Origin of the sequence: Vibrio gangliei, from assembly GCF_026001925.1 — a bacterium.
In the GTDB taxonomy this organism is placed as follows: domain Bacteria; phylum Pseudomonadota; class Gammaproteobacteria; order Enterobacterales; family Vibrionaceae; genus Vibrio; species Vibrio gangliei.
The window spans coordinates 822,346-839,494 of record NZ_AP021870.1 but is presented as its reverse complement, the minus strand read 5'-3'; the positions used below and the strand labels follow the sequence as shown (position 1 = coordinate 839,494).

Below are 17,149 nucleotides of genomic sequence, written 5' to 3'. Positions count from 1 at the left end.
AAAATTAAATAGTATGACTGGTAGATGGCTCTTACATGGAAGTGGAAAATGAATACGACATTGGATCCTATTTTATTACGCAGTTTAGTTGCGGTGGTCGATACTGGCAGTTTTACTCGCGCAGCAGACAGTACACACTTAACGCAATCCACTATTAGCCAGCAGATTCGTAAATTAGAAGCGCAACTCGGGTGCGAATTGTTAGTACGCAAAAAGCGCTTTGCAACGCCCACATTAGAAGGGGAACGCATTGTTTCCCATGCGCGACGTATTCTCGCCATGATGGAAGATGCGATTGCGGAAACGGTTGTCAGTGCTGAGCAAAGACCAATTAAATTAGGCGTGCCAGAAGACTTCGCCACTCATGAGCTGATGCCAACCTTATCGTTATTTGCTCAGGCGTTTCCTGAGGTACGTTTGGAAGTTAAAAGCGGAATGTGCAGTGATATTTGGCATCAGTTTAACAAAGGGGAATTGGATCTAGCCTTAGTAAAACATCGGCCAGAGCAAGCCACCGGTATCGCTAAATGGCTAGAGCCTTTGAGTTGGATTGACGGCAAAGACGCGCAAAACTTACAGCAACAAACTATTCCGCTGGTTGGGCTGCCGAGCACGGGTCTATATCGAAGTGAAATGGCGCATACCTTTGATTCACTCGGTAAACATTGGCGCATGGCGTACATCACTACCAGTTTATCTGGCGTTGGGTGCGCAGTAGAAGCAGGGTTAGGGATTTCTTTATTACCAAGTCGTTTAGTGACGTCTTTACACCAAGTGCTGACAGAACAAGACGGCTTGCCGAATATTGCACCATTAGAACTCATTCTTCATGCTCAACAACAACTCAGCCAGCAAGGTAAGTTGCTGGCTGAGAAATTAATTGAAGCCTGTGATGGGATTTATCGAAGCTGTGTACACCTTTAAGGAGCTACATTATTGAGCTTTTAAATCCAAATCACCAACGATGTAAAGCGTACTGCCGTCAATGCGGTCTGGCGTTAGATATTTTTGTGTGACTTGATTTTTCCCTGCGGGTGCAATGGCGAAATCATCATCGTTTAAGACGCCAATATGTGAATCATCAATTACCCACATCCCCTCTAGTTTGTCGTGAGGGTAGTGTATGGTTTTAGCAAGGTTCACCAGCAGTGTCTTTTCAGCGGGTTGAATACCATATTGCTTTAGTGCGTCCCAACCATTGTCCTGAACAAACTGTTCAACGGTTTTTCCATCAATCATCAAGCCCAATTTTTCGTCTTGTTTGAGATGATCATTAGAAGGCAATGCTTCTAAATCTGTCGCGTTACGTAAATCAATACGGTAAATGTCTTTCTGGGCATTCGCGTCTTGATTTAAAAATTTACCATCACGCTCAATCACAACAAATTGTTGATTACCGAGAGATTTTATCCCTGAGTTTGAGTTGCCATTTTTATCTTGATGATAGAGATATTGGCCAATTTTGCCCGTTTCAAGGTTAACCGTCACAATACGAGTTAAATCGAGATCTTGTTGCTTTTTCGTCGGGTTTGCCATGCTCGATTGCATAATGCCGATCAGAGTTTTTTCATCTTTACTTACCGCGAGACCCTCCATGCCACGGTTTGCTCGTCGGTTGGCAAACTCAGCGGGTAAATGAAAAACATCACGAGAGTCTTGTGTGAAGGCATTAATACGGCCGATTTCTTTGCCTGAAGCATCAAAGTGCACAATGTGAGGACCATACTCATCACTGACCCAGAAGGTACCATCAGACAGGGCAACTAAGCCTTCACTATCTAGGCCAAAGTCATCCAATTTTACTGGGTTATTTGTTTTATCAAATGGTTTGGATGCATCGATGGTAACGGGCTGACCATCCAGTTGGTAAGGCGTTTCTCCTGTGCCACCAAGATTGGCGGTATTGGGTAAACCTGTAATCACATTGCCAGAGGTATCTTTAAGCAAAATGGTGTTAATAAGCTGGATACTGCCATCTGTTTGTATTTCAAAGTGACCAATTCTAGGAGTGTAATCTGGTGTTGGGAAAATCTTTCCTTTGCCATATTGCCCTTTAATATCTGCGTTCGGCCCACGGTCAGTGAGCGCATAAAATCGGTTTGGATTTCTAGGATCTGCCGCCATATCAGAACCGAATGCGCCATTACGTAATTCCAGAGTCTTACCTGCACGTTCTGCGTCAGGAATATCACTTTTCATCACGTTATAAGGGAGTTGAGTACCTGATTGCATCGCCATTACTTTGGCTTGATTAGGCGTTAAAGCCGCCTGCGTTGACACTGCAAACAGAGTACTCAGTGATATCGCTAATAAAGTTAATGGTTTCATTCGTTAAGTCCTTTTGAATAAGAAGAATTTAACGGTAGTCACATTTTGTTACATTGGTGTGAAGTATTTATAACGAGGATCTTAATTCCCTGATCTAGTGCAGTTTTACATCCATCTCATTCCTCTTACGACTCATATCACTTTTTTGGTGAATCGGCTAAAAAATATGCACCAAAAATGAACAATTCTATTCTTTGTGATTGCACCAATCTGAACAATTTATTTTAAATCAATAGATTATTTCTCTGGCACGCTCTTTGCTCATTTAAGTGTTATCTACAGACTGAATAAGTTCTCAATCAAGGAGCGATACTTATGCAAAACAAACCTCAATCCCTTAAAACTCGCTTAAAGCTGATCGCGGCAAGCGCTGCTATTTCAGCATGTGCTTTTAGTGTTCAAGCGGCAGATACGATAAAAGTCGGTGTGCTGCACTCTTTGTCGGGCACCATGGCGATCAGTGAAACCACTTTAAAAGATACTGTTTTAATGCTGATTGAAGAGCAAAATAAAAAGGGCGGCGTGCTAGGTAAGCAATTAGAACCTGTAGTGGTTGACCCTGCATCTAATTGGCCAATGTATGCTGAAAAAGCGCGTGAGTTGATTGAAAAAAATAAAGTGGCGGTGACATTTGGCGGTTGGACATCGGCGTCGCGTAAAGCCATGTTACCAGTGTTTGAACAAGACAACAGCATTCTGTTCTACCCAGTTCAATATGAAGGCCAAGAGTCTTCGAAAAACATTTTCTACACTGGCGCTGCGCCAAATCAACAAGCGATTCCTGCGGTGGATTACTTAATTAATGAGTTAGGTGTTCAACGTTTTGTCCTAGCTGGTACTGATTATGTTTATCCTCGCACCACCAACAAAATCTTAGCCGCTTACTTGAAAAGTAAAGGCATTGCCGATGCTGACGTGATGGTGAATTACACCCCATTCGGCCATTCTGATTGGCAATCCATCGTTTCAAATATCAAGAAATTCGGTTCAGAAGGTAAGAAAACCGCAGTCGTTTCAACCATCAACGGTGATGCTAACGTGCCTTTCTATAAAGAGCTCGCAGCGCAAGGTGTGTCATCAGAAGACATTCCAGTGATTGCATTCTCTGTTGGTGAAGAAGAGCTTTCTGGTATGGATACATCAGCTTTAGTGGGTCACTTAGCGGCGTGGAACTACTTCATGAGTGTCGATTATGAAGCGAATGAAACTTTCATTGATACTTGGCACAAATACATCAAAGACGACAAACGTGTGACCAACGATCCAATGGAAGCGACTTACATTGGCTTTAACTTGTGGGTGAAAGCGGTAGAAAAAGCCGGCACAACCGATACCGATAAAGTCAGTGAAGCCATCATTGGCATGTCGACGCCAAACCTCACTGGCGGCACTGCAACCATGTTAGCGAACCATCACATTACCAAACCGGTTGTGATTGGTGAGATCCAAGATAACGGCCAATTTGATGTGGTATGGGAAACGGAAAAAGAAGTGAAAGGCGATGCTTGGTCTGACTTCTTACCGAGCTCAGCTAACCTGATTTCAGATTGGACTAAGCCTGTTATGTGCGGCAGCTACAACACGGAAACGAAGAAATGTTTAGGTGAGGTGACCGAATAATATTTGCTCCAATGCCCACCTTGGTGTGTGTTTACAGAGCACTCAAGGTGGGCAATTAGAAAGGATTCAGATTTAATTTCTGCCACGGATGAAAACATGATAATAAAACCAATAAATCAATTATTACTCCTAATAATGATGTTGTGTTTTGCCTGCTGGAGCTCTTTATCTAGCGCGGCTGAACTTCAATCATTATCGGATGTGAAAACCGCTTTGCTGTCGAAAAAAAGCAGTGATAAACAAGATGCGATTGAGTGGTTATCTCAATCTTCTGATACCGAACAAGCCAAAAACATTTTAACGCCTTGGTTAGAGGGCGATTTATATTTTAGAAAGTCTGATGATGCCTTGTTCGTTATTCCATCCTTAAAAACAGGACAAACCGCGACGGCCTTATTTGATGCTAAAGACGCGACCATCGATAACACTCGCGATTTTTCCAAAGTGCGCACCAATAACTCGCTTCGTTCTGACATTCGTGATGTGATTGCACGTATTGATGTGAGCGCGAATGATCCTATTATTCGTTTGCAAGCCGTCAATAGCTTATTAGGCACAACCAACGCGAAAACCATCGAAAAAATGCATACCCAACTGGCTTCTGAAAGCAATGCCGATGTGCAATCTGCAATTGAATTAGCGTTAGCCATGAACCAAGTGCAAACCAGTGACAATGCAAATGAAAAAGTCGCTGCGATTGAAGTGATTGGTCAATCAAAGCAATCGGAAGTGTATGGCATTTTAAGCCAAATTATTCATAGCGATGCGCAAGATGAAGTCAAACAAGCAGCGCAGTTGGCTTTGAATACTTATCAGCAAAAACAAAAATTCTACGGTGGTGTTGAAACCGTCTTCTTTGGCTTGAGCCTAGGCTCGGTATTGGTATTAGCGGGGATTGGCCTTGCAATCACCTTCGGTGTGATGGGCGTGATCAACATGGCGCACGGCGAGCTGATCATGATTGGCGCGTACACCACTTACGTGATCCAGCAAATTATGCCAAACAATATAGGGCTGGCTTTGTTGCTATCTATTCCAGCGGCGTTTGTGGTATCGGGACTGGTTGGGATTGTGATCGAACGTAGTGTCATCCGCCGCTTATATGGTCGACCACTGGAAACCCTATTAGCCACATTTGGTATTAGTCTGATTCTTCAACAAGCAGTACGCAGTATTTTCTCTCCGTTAAACCGCTCGGTCAGTACCCCAGATTGGATGTCGGGTGCGCTTAGCATTAACCCTATGTTATCTCTCACTTATAACCGTCTTTACATCATCATTTTCTGCTTCATGGTGTTTCTGGCGCTGGTCGCTATTTTGAAGAAAACCCCGCTGGGTCTACAAGTTCGTGCTGTCTCTCAAAACCGTGCGATGGCGCGAGCGATGGGCGTGCGTTCTGAGCGAGTTGATGCCATGACTTTTGGTTTGGGTTCTGGCATTGCGGGCGTCGCGGGTGTGGCGTTATCGCAGTTAACCAACGTGGGTCCGAACATGGGGCAAAACTACATCATCGATTCGTTTATGGTGGTGGTATTCGGCGGCGTGGGTAACTTGTGGGGCACGCTGGTGGCAGGTTTAAGCCTTGGTTTGTTCAACAAAATTTTGGAACCTTGGGCTGGCGCGGTACTGGCGAAAATTCTGGTGTTGGTATTCATCATTCTATTTATTCAAAAGCGTCCGAAGGGTTTGTTCCCTCAACGTGGCCGAGCTGCGGAATAAGGGGGCGGTATGACAGTTATGACTTCTCAATCAATTCATGGAACACCCAATCCGTCTGGTTTTGCTGCGCGACGCTCTTTCATGGCGTCGGATAAAGGCGGCAAGATCACCATTATCTTTTTATTGCTGCTGGCGGTGGTGGTGCCCGTGCTTAATCTTGTGGTGCCAGAAGGGAACCCGCTGCATTTAAGTTCATTTACCGTGACACAAATGGGCAAATATTTGTCTTATGCGTTAGTGGCGTTAGCGGTGGATTTGATCTGGGGTTACTTAGGCATTTTAAGCCTAGGTCACGGCGCGTTTTTCGCACTTGGCGGCTACGCAATGGGGATGTACCTCACTCGCGAAATTGGTGATCGCGGCGTTTATGGTAACCCATTGCTGCCAGATTTTATGGTATCGCTCAATTGGCAAGAGTTGCCGTGGTTTTGGCATGGCTTTGATCACTTTGCTTTTACAGCCTTGATGATCATGTTAGTGCCGGGCGTATTGGCATTTGTCTTTGGTTATCTTGCGTTCCGTTCGCGTGTTTCCGGTGTTTATCTTTCCATTATGACGCAAGCACTGACTTACGCGCTGATGCTGGCTTTCTCTCGTAATGAAATGGGATTCGGCGGCAGCAGTGGCTTAACCGGATTTAAAGATGTACTCGGATTTAGCCTTGAGCAAGACACCACCAAAGTTGGTTTGTTAGTGACGACGATTGCCGCTGTGATTATTGGCTATTTGATTTGCCGTTTGGTGATTTCTAGCCGACTAGGGCGCGTAGCGGTGGCGATTCGTGATGCGGAATCTCGTACTCGTTTTACTGGTTACGATGTCGATAGCATCAAGTTATGGGTGTTCGTATTGTCTGCAGTATTAGCGGGTATTGCTGGTGCACTGTATGTGACTCAAGCGGGCAGTACTAGCGCTGCGCAATTTGCGCCAATCAACTCGATTGAAATTGTGGTATGGGTAGCACTGGGCGGTCGCGCAACTTTATTTGGTGCGATTGTGGGTGCCTTGATCATTAACTACGCCAAGAGCTGGTTCACGGTGGAATTTCCAGATGTGTGGTTATTCGCACTCGGTGGCATTTTCGTGTTATCGACTATGTACTTGCCAAAGGGTGTGATGGGAGCTCTATCGGAAAAGTGGGCCAATAAATCTGAGCCTTCTGCTTCATTTGAAAACTCATCTCAAAGCTCTAGTCAAAATAATAAGGAGGCCCACTCATGAGCGCATTAGATTCGGTTGTCACACCATTTCGCCGAGTGGGTGAAGGTTTCGAAAAATTTACCCGCCGCGATGAAGTATTTGATTTTTTAAAGCCCGTTAATCATCCACTGATTGATACTCGCCACAACATCATGTTGTACATGGAAGGGGTGTCAGTTTCTTTTGATGGATTTAAAGCGATTAACGATTTGAATTTGTACATAAAAGAAGGGGAATTGCGATGCATCATCGGTCCAAACGGCGCCGGAAAAACCACCATGATGGACATCATTACTGGCAAGACACGTCCGGATCAGGGGCAGGTGTGGTTAGGTTCAAAGACGAACTTGTTAACTATGGACGAAGCAGCCATCGCCAACGCGGGGATTGGTCGTAAATTCCAAAAACCAACGGTATTTGAAAGCCTAACCGTATGGCATAACCTTGAATTGGCCATGACAGGCGCACGCACAGCATGGTCTACCTTTCGCGCCAAATTATCAGGTGAGCAGAGTGATGAAATTGATGGCGTGCTGTCGTTGATTGGTCTTGAACAGTGTCGAGGTTTACTGGCTGGCGCTTTATCGCATGGACAAAAACAGTGGCTAGAAATCGGCATGTTATTAATGCAAAAGCCAAAGTTATTGCTGGTGGATGAGCCTGTGGCGGGTATGACGCATCAAGAAATGGATCGCACCGCCGAATTGTTGAAATCGTTAGCGGGTAAGCACTCGGTAGTGGTGGTGGAACACGACATGGAGTTCGTGCGTTCGATTGCCGATCAAGTCACAGTGCTGCATCAAGGGCATGTGTTAGCGGAAGGGAATATGGATCAGATCCAATCTCATCCTCAAGTGAAGAAAGTGTATTTGGGAGAGTAAGGATGCTGCAAGTTCAAGCTGTGAACCAATTTTATGGTGAAAGCCACATTCTGTGGGATTTGGATGTGGAAGTGGAAAAAGGCAAATGCACTGTGTTAATGGGCCGTAATGGGGTGGGCAAAACCACTTTGTTGCAGTGCATTATGGGACTCAACCCGATCAAAAGTGGTGATATTGTGTTTAAAGGGCAGAGTATTACCAAAGCCTCAACTGAACAACGTCCGCATTTAGGTATCGGTTATGTGCCACAAGGTCGCCAAATTTTCCCGATGTTAACCGTGCAAGAGAACTTAGAAATCGGTTTGCCTATTCGTAAGCGTGGCGATCGTAAAATTCCGGAATTTATCTTTGAGATTTTCCCCGTTTTGAAAGAAATGTTGCATCGACGCGGTGGCGATTTATCGGGTGGTCAGCAGCAACAGTTAGCGATTGGTCGAGCGTTAGTGGTAGAGCCTGAATTGCTGATTTTGGATGAACCAACGGAAGGGATTCAACCTAATATTGTGCAAGAGATTGGGGATATCATCCGCATGCTCAACGAAAAGCATGGTTTAACCGTATTATTGGTTGAGCAGAAGTTACCGTTTGCGCGTAAAGTCGGTGATAAGTTCTGCTTGCTGGACCGAGGTAAAGCGGTAGCCAATGGCCCAATGCAAGATCTGAATGAAGCCTTAATTAAGGAATATTTAACGGTGTAAATCTACGGTAACTATCCGTTCTTTAGACCACGAAACCCTAAGGTTTACTACCCAAACCTTAGGGTTTTGTATTCAGAGTCGGCTGCTATACATAATTGATATCTGATGATGGAAAAATGTAGCAACTATGTGAAATAAAGCTTTCTGATATATAAAAATGAGATATATTTGAAAAATGCAGTTGATGAGTCAGAACCGTCGATTTCGTCTCGCTGCGCCTATGCATTTTTACATAAAGGATTTTATATGGCTGCTGTTGATAATGCCGATGTTGAAACGACCGCTTCAACATCTATTTTTCCCGCTTGGATCTCTGAAAATACCGACTTATTTGTCCACTACAGCTTGAATATTGTGGCGGCATTACTGATTTTATTCGTCGGACATTGGGTGATTAAATCGGTACATCGTGGGGTGTTAAAAGTACTCGAATCGAAAAAGATGGATCCGTCCATAACCCAATTTATTGGCTCGATTGTGCGCTATGGATTGATGCTGGTGGTTTTAATTGCCGCGCTCAATCAAGTGGGTATTGGAATGGCATCTCTGATTGCTGTTATGGCATCTGCGAGCTTAGCGGTGGGTATGGCCTTGCGCGGTTCGCTGTCAAACTTTGCTGCCGGTATCTTGATTGTGATTTTTCGACCGTTTAAAGCGGGTAATTTTATTGATGCGGGTGGTGTATCTGGCACGGTTCAATCAATAGAAATTTTTCATACCGTGCTGAAAACTGGTGACAATAAAATGGTGGCAGTGCCGCATAATAAAGTGATGGGTGGGCCGATCACCAATGTTTCGCGCCATCCTGTGCGTCGAGTGGATATGGAGATCCGGGTTTCTTATAAAGCAGATTTACAGCAAGCCAAACAATTAATCGAACACATTATGCAAGCCGATGAACGGGTATTGTTAACGCCAAAACCTACCATTGGTGTGATCAGCTTAAATCAAAGCTCGGTGAATATCGTTGTTCGTCCTTGGGTAAAAAGTGCAGATTATTGGAAAGTCTATTACGACAGCCTTGAAACGATTAAAGAGACTTTTGACCAACAAGGTATCAAAATCCCATACCAGCAAATGGTGGTGCATCTGGAGTCAAAGTCCGCGGCTTGATTTCAGTTGCATTAGGTAACGGAGGGTTAGCAGCCTTCCGTTACCGTAATTAGCCCATACATAGTTTCTGAGGGGGCGCCTGTACCCCCAGGTTCACTATAGCGAACATAGCAGCCAGTATCTTCTGTTGTATCGTAGCCAATTTTTACCCGAGAGCTGTTGCTACTAATACAAGATGTACTTAGACAGGTTTTAAATCCGCTCACATCAATTAAATCTAAAATATCGTAAGAATTGGATCCTTCCGCGTACACTTCCGGATAGCCATATTTAAGTTCAAGAGGATGTCCGTTCACTTCCACAACGGGCAGATCATTAGGTCCACTGCGCTCATTATTTTCTATACCTGCAATGGCAGCTTTTGCATAAGTTTGGTTCACGGTTGATTTAATCGCCCCTTCCAACCCTTTCAGTGCTGCTATCTATGCGTCACGAGAGATACCTAAAAACTTTGGTGCGGCTGTTACCGCTAAAATGCCTAGAATGACAATGACGACCACTAATTCGATTAAGGTAAAGCCCTTATTCTTTTTCATATTAGATGACTCCATTTACCTCAGCACTGACCTAAGTGTAAAGCAGTGGCTAAATTTTAACTTTTTATTGATTTCATCTATCGCGCAATGACTCTGGCGCAGATGGATAGAATATTTCAGGCATGAAGATTGCTTGATGTTAGCGCTTAATGACAAATTGATTAAGTGCCAGACAATAACAAAAGGAGTCGTTATTCATGCCTGTATCTTCATTGGCGGAGCAACCTCCCCACAGTACGCCATTGCATAATTTGAAGCCTCATCCTAATCGTAGTACCGATGGATGGAAGGCTCAACTCACCTTAGATTTTACCGACCGCGGTGATAAAACGGTGGTGGGACACAAAACTCAGCTTGGACCATTGGCTATCCAACGACCGTTATACCCAGAAGGCGACGTCTGCCATACCTACCTTTTGCACCCGCCAGGCGGTGTAGTGGGGGGCGATGAACTATTGATCCAAGCCACCACGCACTCAGGTGCTCATGCTTTAGTGACCACGCCCGGTGCAACCAAGTTTTATCGCTCTGAAGGTAAAATTGCACAGCAAAAGCAAATCTTGACGGCTAAGTCAGGAAGTTGTTTGGAATGGTTACCACAAGAGAATATTTTCTTCCCAACCGGACAAGTGCGTGTCGACACGGAAATTCACATAGAAAAAGATGCACTATTTATGGGCTGGGAATTGCACTGTTTTGGTCGCCCTGCACTAAATGAGTGCTTTGAAGCTGGAAAAGTGTGGGGTAAGACGCAAGTTTTTAGCCAAGGAAAACGTATTCTCACTGAAAATGTGCAATTGATCGGAGGCGATAAGTCAATATTAAACAGTGGCTTGCAAGGATTCCCTATGATGGGGAGCTTATTTATTACCGCTCGTACTGACAATGATCTCGAAATGGTACAAGACTTGCTTCAAGACTTTGCATTCAACCGAGAATTGGTTATCGGCGCAACGCAACTTGATGATTTGATTGTTGTTCGAGCGCTTGGACAATGGACAGAACCTTTGCTAGAAGCCTTCACATTAATTTGGCAACAATTTCGTCAGCAATGGTTTGGTTATGTGCCAGAGCCACCAAGAATTTGGGCAACGTAAGTTCGATTTTAGGTACGCTTCGCTGCTAGGACGCGTTGCTGCTCGTATTACAAAAAAGACAACAACGTCGAAGATAATAATATTGATAAGTTATACCAATCACACTAATTAGATGGTCAGAAATTGCGACGGAAAAAGGCTTGAGAACAAGGCGGGAATTTTCGATAAGTAGTTATTCTACAATCAACTTCTTTATAAACGAAAAGTCTAACGAAGTTATCGAGTCTTTTAACAAGCAAGGATGATCAGATAATTAGTACGATTGGTATTAAATGGGCATTTCGAGCAACGAGAAACGAAGTGCCCGATAAACGAGGAACGTATACATGGAACTCACCCCAAGAGAAAAGGACAAGCTCCTCATTTTTTGTGCTGGCATGTTGGCTCAGCAACGTAAAGACAAAGGCTTAAAACTGAATTATCCGGAATCGGTCGCACTGATCAGCAGTGCGATTTTAGAAGGGGCGCGGGAAGGCAAAACCGTGGCGGAACTGATGAGCTTTGGACGTACGATTTTAACGGCAGATGATGTGATGGAAGGCGTACCTTCGATGATCCCAGATGTGCAAGTCGAAGCCACATTCCCAGATGGAACCAAACTTGTCACCGTTCATGACCCGATTGTGTAAGGAGTAGCCATGAAAACCAGTAACGCGAATCCTAACGCATTTATTCCAGGCCAATTAGTTTCGGGGCAAGGGGATGTTGAACTCAATGTTGGCCGCAAAACTATCCAAGTTAAAGTCGAAAACTTAGGCGATCGTCCTGTGCAAATCGGCTCCCATTACCATTTTTCTGAAGTAAATGAAGCCTTGAAGTTTGATCGTGAAGCCGCACATGGCTTTCGTCTGAATATTCCAGCGGGTACGGCGACACGTTTTGAGCCGGGTCAGCAGCGTACGGTTGAATTAGTGGAATACGCTGGCGATCGTAAAGTGTACGGTTTTCAAGGCAAGGTGATGGGCGCACTGTAATGACATTTTTTGTGTATGCCTAAAAGTAATATACCCCAAGTACGAAAGGTATAGAGTCAAAACGAATTAAAAGGATTTAACATGGCAAAAATTTCAAAGCGTGCTTATGCGGAAATGTTTGGTCCAACCACTGGCGATAGATTACGCCTTGCCGATACCGACCTTTGGCTTGAAGTGGAAAAAGATTTCACTGTGTATGGTGATGAAGTCAAATTTGGTGGCGGCAAAGTCATTCGAGATGGCATGGGACAAAGCCAGTTGTCATCAGAGTTTACGCCAGATCTAGTGTTAACCAACGCAGTGATTTTGGATTATTGGGGCGTAGTGAAAGCCGATATCGCGGTAAAAGATGGCCGAATTTGTGCTATCGGTAAAGCGGGTAACCCTGACGTACAACCGAATGTCGATATCATTGTGGGCCCGGGTACCGAAGTCATTGCCGCAGAAGGTTCGATTGTCACCGCGGGGGGGATGGACTCGCACATTCACTATATTTGCCCACAACAAATTGAAGAAGCATTAGCCTCAGGTGTCACGACTATGATCGGTGGTGGTACTGGTCCAGCAACAGGTACTAACGCAACAACTTGTACGCCAGGCCCGTGGAACATGCATCGCATGCTAGAAGCGTTAGATGAATTCCCAATGAACTTTGGTTTACTTGGTAAAGGTAATGCCAGTTTGCCAGAGTCTTTGATTGAGCAAGTGGAAGCCGGTGCGATTGGTTTGAAGCTGCACGAAGACTGGGGCTCAACACCTGCTAGTATCGATAACTGCTTAACCGTTGCTGATCAAATGGATGTTCAGGTCGCCATTCACACCGATACGCTAAACGAGTCAGGCTTTGTTGAATCAACGTTAGATGCTATCGGCGATCGCGTGATCCACACTTATCACACTGAAGGTGCGGGTGGTGGTCATGCACCAGATATTATTCGTGCTTGCGGCGAATCCAACGTGTTGCCGTCATCGACTAACCCAACTCGTCCTTATACGGTCAATACCGTGGATGAACACCTAGACATGTTGATGGTTTGCCACCATTTGTCTCCTTCCATTGCCGAAGATGTGGCGTTTGCCGAATCACGTATTCGCCGTGAAACCATTGCTGCCGAAGATATTTTGCATGACTTAGGTGCTTTTTCGATGATTGCATCAGACTCACAAGCAATGGGACGTGTCGGTGAAGTAGTCCTGAGAACTTGGCAGACTGCACACAAGATGAAAGTGCAACGCGGAACGCTGAAAGAAGACCAACAAGCCTTTGATGCTCAAGAAGAAAAGTTTGGTCACACTGCGCCGAGTGATAACTTCCGTTTGCGTCGATATGTCGCGAAATACACGATAAACCCTGCAATTACTCACGGGATTGGTCATGAAGTGGGCTCAATTGAAGTGGGTAAATTGGCTGATTTAGTGCTTTGGAAACCGGCGTTCTTTGGCGTAAAACCGAGTGCGATTGTTAAAGGTGGCATGATTGCCATGGCTCCAATGGGCGATCCGAATGCGTCGATCCCAACGCCTCAGCCTGTTCATTATCGCTCGATGTTTGGCAGCTATGGCAAGGCTTCGAAACGCACTTCGATGTTATTTGTTTCTCAAGCGGCGCAAGACAAAGACATTGCGGGCCAACTTGGCTTAGGCAGCTTGATTGGAGTGGCAAAAAACTGCCGCAATATTTCCAAAGCAGACATGAAACTCAATGATTGGCAGCCCAAGATTGAAGTTGATTCACAAACTTATGAAGTAAAAGCCGATGGGCAACTATTGTCTTGTGAACCAGCGGAAGTGTTGCCAATGGCACAGAGGTATTTTCTTTTTTGATAGTCGGTAGCTCGTGGCTCGGGCGCTTCGCTGCTCGTGACTCGAATGTGTAGTGAGTAGCGAGAACGTTTCGTTGCATGTGGGCAGTTATATCGAGTTACACGTCATCCTGAAAAGCGACGTAGGAGTGCAGTTCAGGATCTCCAATAGAGATTGAGTGAGTCACATGTGGTTGGAGATTCCGTATCTTCTTCGCTTAGGCTCATGTACGGAATGACGTATTTTTTATGAGTTGTTGACAGCAACAGCGTCGTTTGCAGCCTTCCTCACGAGACACGAGACACGAGACACGAGACACGAGACACGAGACACGAGACACGAGACACGAGACACGAGACACGAGACACGAGACACGAGACACGAGACACGAGACACGAGACACGAGACACGAGACACGAGAATCTCGTTATTTAAAGGACGATATATGATCGAATTAACCAAAATAGTCACAAATGCATTATCAGAAAATAAAACGGTGAATGGTTCATTAAGTTTGCCAATCAATAGCCGTATTAAAAGCCGCTTGAAGGTGGTGTTAGATGATGGTCGCGATGCAGGGCTTTTTTTGCCGCGCGGTAATATTTTACGTGGTGGTCAAGTGCTACAAAGTGAATGCGGCCTGTTGGTTGAAGTAAAAGCGGCGCCAGAAACCGTATCAAGTGTGTACTGCCAAGATGCATTGTTACTCAACCGAGTGACTTATCACTTAGGTAATCGTCATGTGCCACTGCAAATTGCCGATGGTTGGGTGCGTTACCAGCATGACCACGTTTTAGATGACATGGTGGTTGGTCTCGGCGCAGAAGTCACGGTCGAACAAGCCCCATTTGAGCCAGAAGATGGCGCCTATGGAGGCCGTTCAGGTGGGCATCATCACCATCATGATCATGAACATTCTCATTAATGAGTACAAATTTTTAATTCGTTTTTCTTTTTCAACATTACAAACAACCTGTTGCTTTCAATATACAGGGTAAAAATAAGGATATTTGCCATGAAACTTACTCGTTTACTTACGCTTGCTTCACTTTTCGCCGCCCCTGCTGCTTTTGCTCATGTTGGTCACATGCACGGTGAACATCACTCGTTTATGGAAGGATTTATTCACCCATTAACAGGTTTGGATCACCTAGTGATGTTGCTTGGTTTGGGTATGTTGATGAATCGTGCGCGCGTTAACGACAGCAATGCGAAAGGCAAAGTTATGTTAGCGGTGGCTGCGTTAGTGACATTAACGGTTGGCCTTGCTGCTGGCAGCATGATTGGTTTTGTCAGTGGTGTTGAGCTGATGATCGCCGCGTCTGCTTTTGTGGTGGCTTTAGGTATTTGGAATGCCTTTACTAGCCGTGAATCGATGACACAATTTTTAGTTTTTGCTTCTATCGGTTTAGTGTTTTTTCACGGTTACGCACACGGTGTCGAAGCGAGCGGCAGCCTAGTGGGCTTTGGCGCAGGTATGTTAGTCGCAGCGAGTGCGATTATGTTTGTTGGTGAGCGCGTTTCACAGTTATTAGCGACAAAATGGCTTGGTGCGGGTATTGCCGCTTCAGGTGTCGCATTAATGCTGGCTTCATAAAGGCTTATGGATTTAGTTCAGCAATCGACTGACTTTGCTTGTTTCCGTTTATTTCAATTGATCAGCCCGTCATTGCCGATTGGCGGGTTTACCTACTCGCAAGGGTTGGAATGGGCGGTAGAAGCAGGCTGGGTTAGTAACCAAGACCAAATGGTTGATTGGCTTGAAATGATGCTTAACAGCAGTTTAGTCACGCTAGAGTTGCCCATTTTGGCGAAATTTTATCAGGCCCTCGAAAATAGTGATCAAGATAGTATTCAATATTGGAGTGATTATCTTTACTCATGCCGTGAGACGAGCGAGTTACGTGCCGAAGAACTACAGCGTGGTAAAGCGCTATTTACGTTATTAAAGCAGCTCGATTTACCCATCCAAGCGCAATGGCAGCCGGATAATGAGCCGCATGCTGCCACGCAAAATCAGCTATTAGGATTTTGTGTTGCCGCTAAAGCATGGGGCATTTCACTGCACAGTTTGCAACAAGGTTATGTGTGGAGTTGGGCTGAAAATATGGTAATGGCTGGTGTTAAATTGATCCCGTTAGGACAAACATCGGGGCAAAAAGCGTTACTGGCGCTGTCAGAAATGTTGCCGCAATGCATCACTAAAGCGAATCAAATTCAAGATGACGATATTGGCAGTTTCACTCCGTCAGTTGCGATTGCCAGCAGTCGTCATGAAACTCAATATACAAGGCTTTTCCGTTCTTAATGTGACGGGAAGATGTAACAGATTAAGGAAAGATCATGTCTCAAGAAACGTACAAACAACCACTTCGTATTGGTATTGGTGGCCCTGTTGGTTCAGGTAAAACCGCATTGCTTGAAGTATTGTGTAAAGCCATTCGCGATCGTCTTAATATCGCCGTGGTAACCAACGATATTTATACTCAAGAAGATGCCAAAATCTTAACTCGCGCCGAAGCTTTGGCTGCTGATCGCATCATAGGTGTTGAAACGGGTGGTTGCCCGCATACTGCGATTCGTGAAGATGCCTCAATGAACTTAGCGGCAGTGGAAGAATTAGCAAAACGTCATAAAAATCTTGATGTGGTCTTTGTCGAAAGTGGTGGCGATAACCTCAGCGCAACCTTCAGCCCAGAACTTGCTGACCTCACCATTTACGTAATTGATGTCGCCGAAGGGGAGAAGATCCCACGTAAAGGTGGCCCTGGTATCACACGTTCAGATTTGCTCGTGATTAATAAGATCGATCTAGCGCCGTATGTTGGTGCCTCGTTGGAAGTGATGGAGTCGGATACTCAGCGTATGCGTCCAACCAAACCATTTGTTTTTACCAACCTAAAAGAGAAAGTGGGTTTGGATACTATTATTGACTTTATTATCACTGAGGGCATGTTAACGCCAAAAGATGCATGATGGTTGTGAGTAAAGTATGAATTATCGGTCAGGCTAAGCCAGTCAAGGCTTGCGATAAATCATAAATTGTCTAAATGGGCGAGTCTTAGCGGTAGCTAGGGCTCGCTTTTTTCGTAAGATTAAGTTACATTTGCGCCCGATTTTTGAACTTTTCGATTTAAAATGGTCTGTTATAACGTATCAACTTTTTTAGTTGGTAAACTG

17 protein-coding genes and 1 pseudogene are annotated in these 17,149 nt (G+C 44.9%); 15 read left to right on the top strand and 3 right to left on the bottom strand.

What is annotated here, in order from left to right; all coding sequences use genetic code 11:
- Positions 1-48: 48 nt before the first annotated feature.
- Positions 49-924: a LysR family transcriptional regulator gene (locus Vgang_RS15840; RefSeq protein ID WP_105900997.1), complete on the top strand. Its 876-nt coding sequence runs from the start codon at positions 49-51 to the stop codon at positions 922-924.
- 9 nt (positions 925-933) lie between these two features.
- Here the strand turns inward: Vgang_RS15840 and Vgang_RS15835 are convergent, their stop codons facing one another.
- Positions 934-2,328, bottom strand: coding sequence for an esterase-like activity of phytase family protein (locus Vgang_RS15835; RefSeq protein ID WP_105900996.1), 1,395 nt, complete (start codon positions 2,326-2,328; stop codon positions 934-936).
- Positions 2,329-2,643: 315 nt separating this feature from the next.
- On the opposite strand from Vgang_RS15835, the gene urtA reads away from it, so the two are divergent.
- The 6 genes from urtA (at position 2,644) to Vgang_RS15805 (ending at position 9,559) form a co-directional block, all read left to right on the top strand.
- Entirely contained in the window at positions 2,644-3,948 is a 1,305-nt protein-coding gene (gene urtA, locus Vgang_RS15830) for an urea ABC transporter substrate-binding protein (RefSeq protein ID WP_105900995.1), read from the top strand.
- Positions 3,949-4,044: 96 nt separating this feature from the next.
- Positions 4,045-5,667, top strand: a complete 1,623-nt coding sequence (urtB, locus tag Vgang_RS15825; RefSeq protein ID WP_406708315.1) for an urea ABC transporter permease subunit UrtB — start codon at positions 4,045-4,047, stop codon at positions 5,665-5,667.
- An 18-nt stretch (positions 5,668-5,685) separates the two neighbouring features.
- Positions 5,686-6,888 (top strand): urea ABC transporter permease subunit UrtC, encoded by a 1,203-nt coding sequence (urtC, locus tag Vgang_RS15820; RefSeq protein ID WP_170066823.1) that lies wholly within the window; start codon positions 5,686-5,688, stop codon positions 6,886-6,888.
- Positions 6,885-7,748 (top strand): urea ABC transporter ATP-binding protein UrtD, encoded by an 864-nt coding sequence (urtD, locus tag Vgang_RS15815; RefSeq protein WP_105900993.1) that lies wholly within the window; start codon positions 6,885-6,887, stop codon positions 7,746-7,748. Before urtC ends, urtD begins: the two co-directional genes overlap by 4 nt.
- A 2-nt stretch (positions 7,749-7,750) precedes the next feature.
- Positions 7,751-8,446 carry an urea ABC transporter ATP-binding subunit UrtE gene (gene urtE / locus Vgang_RS15810; protein ID WP_105900992.1) on the top strand — a complete coding sequence of 232 codons (696 nt, stop codon included), beginning with the start codon at positions 7,751-7,753 and terminating at the stop codon, positions 8,444-8,446.
- 246 nt (positions 8,447-8,692) lie between these two features.
- The gene (locus tag Vgang_RS15805; RefSeq protein WP_105900991.1) at positions 8,693-9,559 is read left to right on the top strand and encodes a mechanosensitive ion channel domain-containing protein; all 867 of its coding nucleotides are present in this window, start codon (positions 8,693-8,695) and stop codon (positions 9,557-9,559) included.
- 26 nt (positions 9,560-9,585) lie between these two features.
- Here the strand turns inward: Vgang_RS15805 and Vgang_RS15800 are convergent, their stop codons facing one another.
- Together Vgang_RS15800 and Vgang_RS15795 are read right to left on the bottom strand one after the other, a co-directional pair.
- Positions 9,586-9,939, bottom strand: a complete 354-nt coding sequence (locus Vgang_RS15800; RefSeq protein WP_245879867.1) for a hypothetical protein — start codon at positions 9,937-9,939, stop codon at positions 9,586-9,588.
- Positions 9,940-9,984: 45 nt separating this feature from the next.
- Positions 9,985-10,095: pseudogene (locus Vgang_RS15795) on the bottom strand (type II secretion system protein); the annotation flags it as partial.
- A gap of 197 nt (positions 10,096-10,292) precedes the next feature.
- Between Vgang_RS15795 and Vgang_RS15790 the strand changes: the two are divergent.
- The 8 genes from Vgang_RS15790 (at position 10,293) to ureG (ending at position 16,945) form a co-directional block, all read left to right on the top strand.
- Complete coding sequence (locus Vgang_RS15790) at positions 10,293-11,192, top strand: urease accessory protein UreD (protein ID WP_105900990.1); 900 nt, start codon at positions 10,293-10,295, stop codon at positions 11,190-11,192.
- Between the two features lie 326 nt (positions 11,193-11,518).
- Complete coding sequence (gene ureA / locus Vgang_RS15785) at positions 11,519-11,821, top strand: urease subunit gamma (protein ID WP_105900989.1); 303 nt, start codon at positions 11,519-11,521, stop codon at positions 11,819-11,821.
- A gap of 9 nt (positions 11,822-11,830) precedes the next feature.
- Entirely contained in the window at positions 11,831-12,166 is a 336-nt protein-coding gene (locus tag Vgang_RS15780; RefSeq protein ID WP_105900988.1) for an urease subunit beta, read from the top strand.
- Between the two features lie 81 nt (positions 12,167-12,247).
- Positions 12,248-13,990 (top strand): urease subunit alpha, encoded by a 1,743-nt coding sequence (gene ureC, locus Vgang_RS15775; protein ID WP_105900987.1) that lies wholly within the window; start codon positions 12,248-12,250, stop codon positions 13,988-13,990.
- Between the two features lie 424 nt (positions 13,991-14,414).
- Positions 14,415-14,894, top strand: coding sequence for an urease accessory protein UreE (gene ureE / locus Vgang_RS15770; protein ID WP_105901772.1), 480 nt, complete (start codon positions 14,415-14,417; stop codon positions 14,892-14,894).
- A 90-nt stretch (positions 14,895-14,984) separates the two neighbouring features.
- Complete coding sequence (locus Vgang_RS15765) at positions 14,985-15,566, top strand: HupE/UreJ family protein (protein ID WP_105901771.1); 582 nt, start codon at positions 14,985-14,987, stop codon at positions 15,564-15,566.
- Between the two features lie 6 nt (positions 15,567-15,572).
- Positions 15,573-16,277 (top strand): urease accessory protein UreF, encoded by a 705-nt coding sequence (locus tag Vgang_RS15760; RefSeq protein WP_105901770.1) that lies wholly within the window; start codon positions 15,573-15,575, stop codon positions 16,275-16,277.
- Between the two features lie 35 nt (positions 16,278-16,312).
- Positions 16,313-16,945, top strand: a complete 633-nt coding sequence (gene ureG, locus Vgang_RS15755) for an urease accessory protein UreG (protein WP_105901769.1) — start codon at positions 16,313-16,315, stop codon at positions 16,943-16,945.
- Positions 16,946-17,149 lie beyond the last annotated feature (204 nt).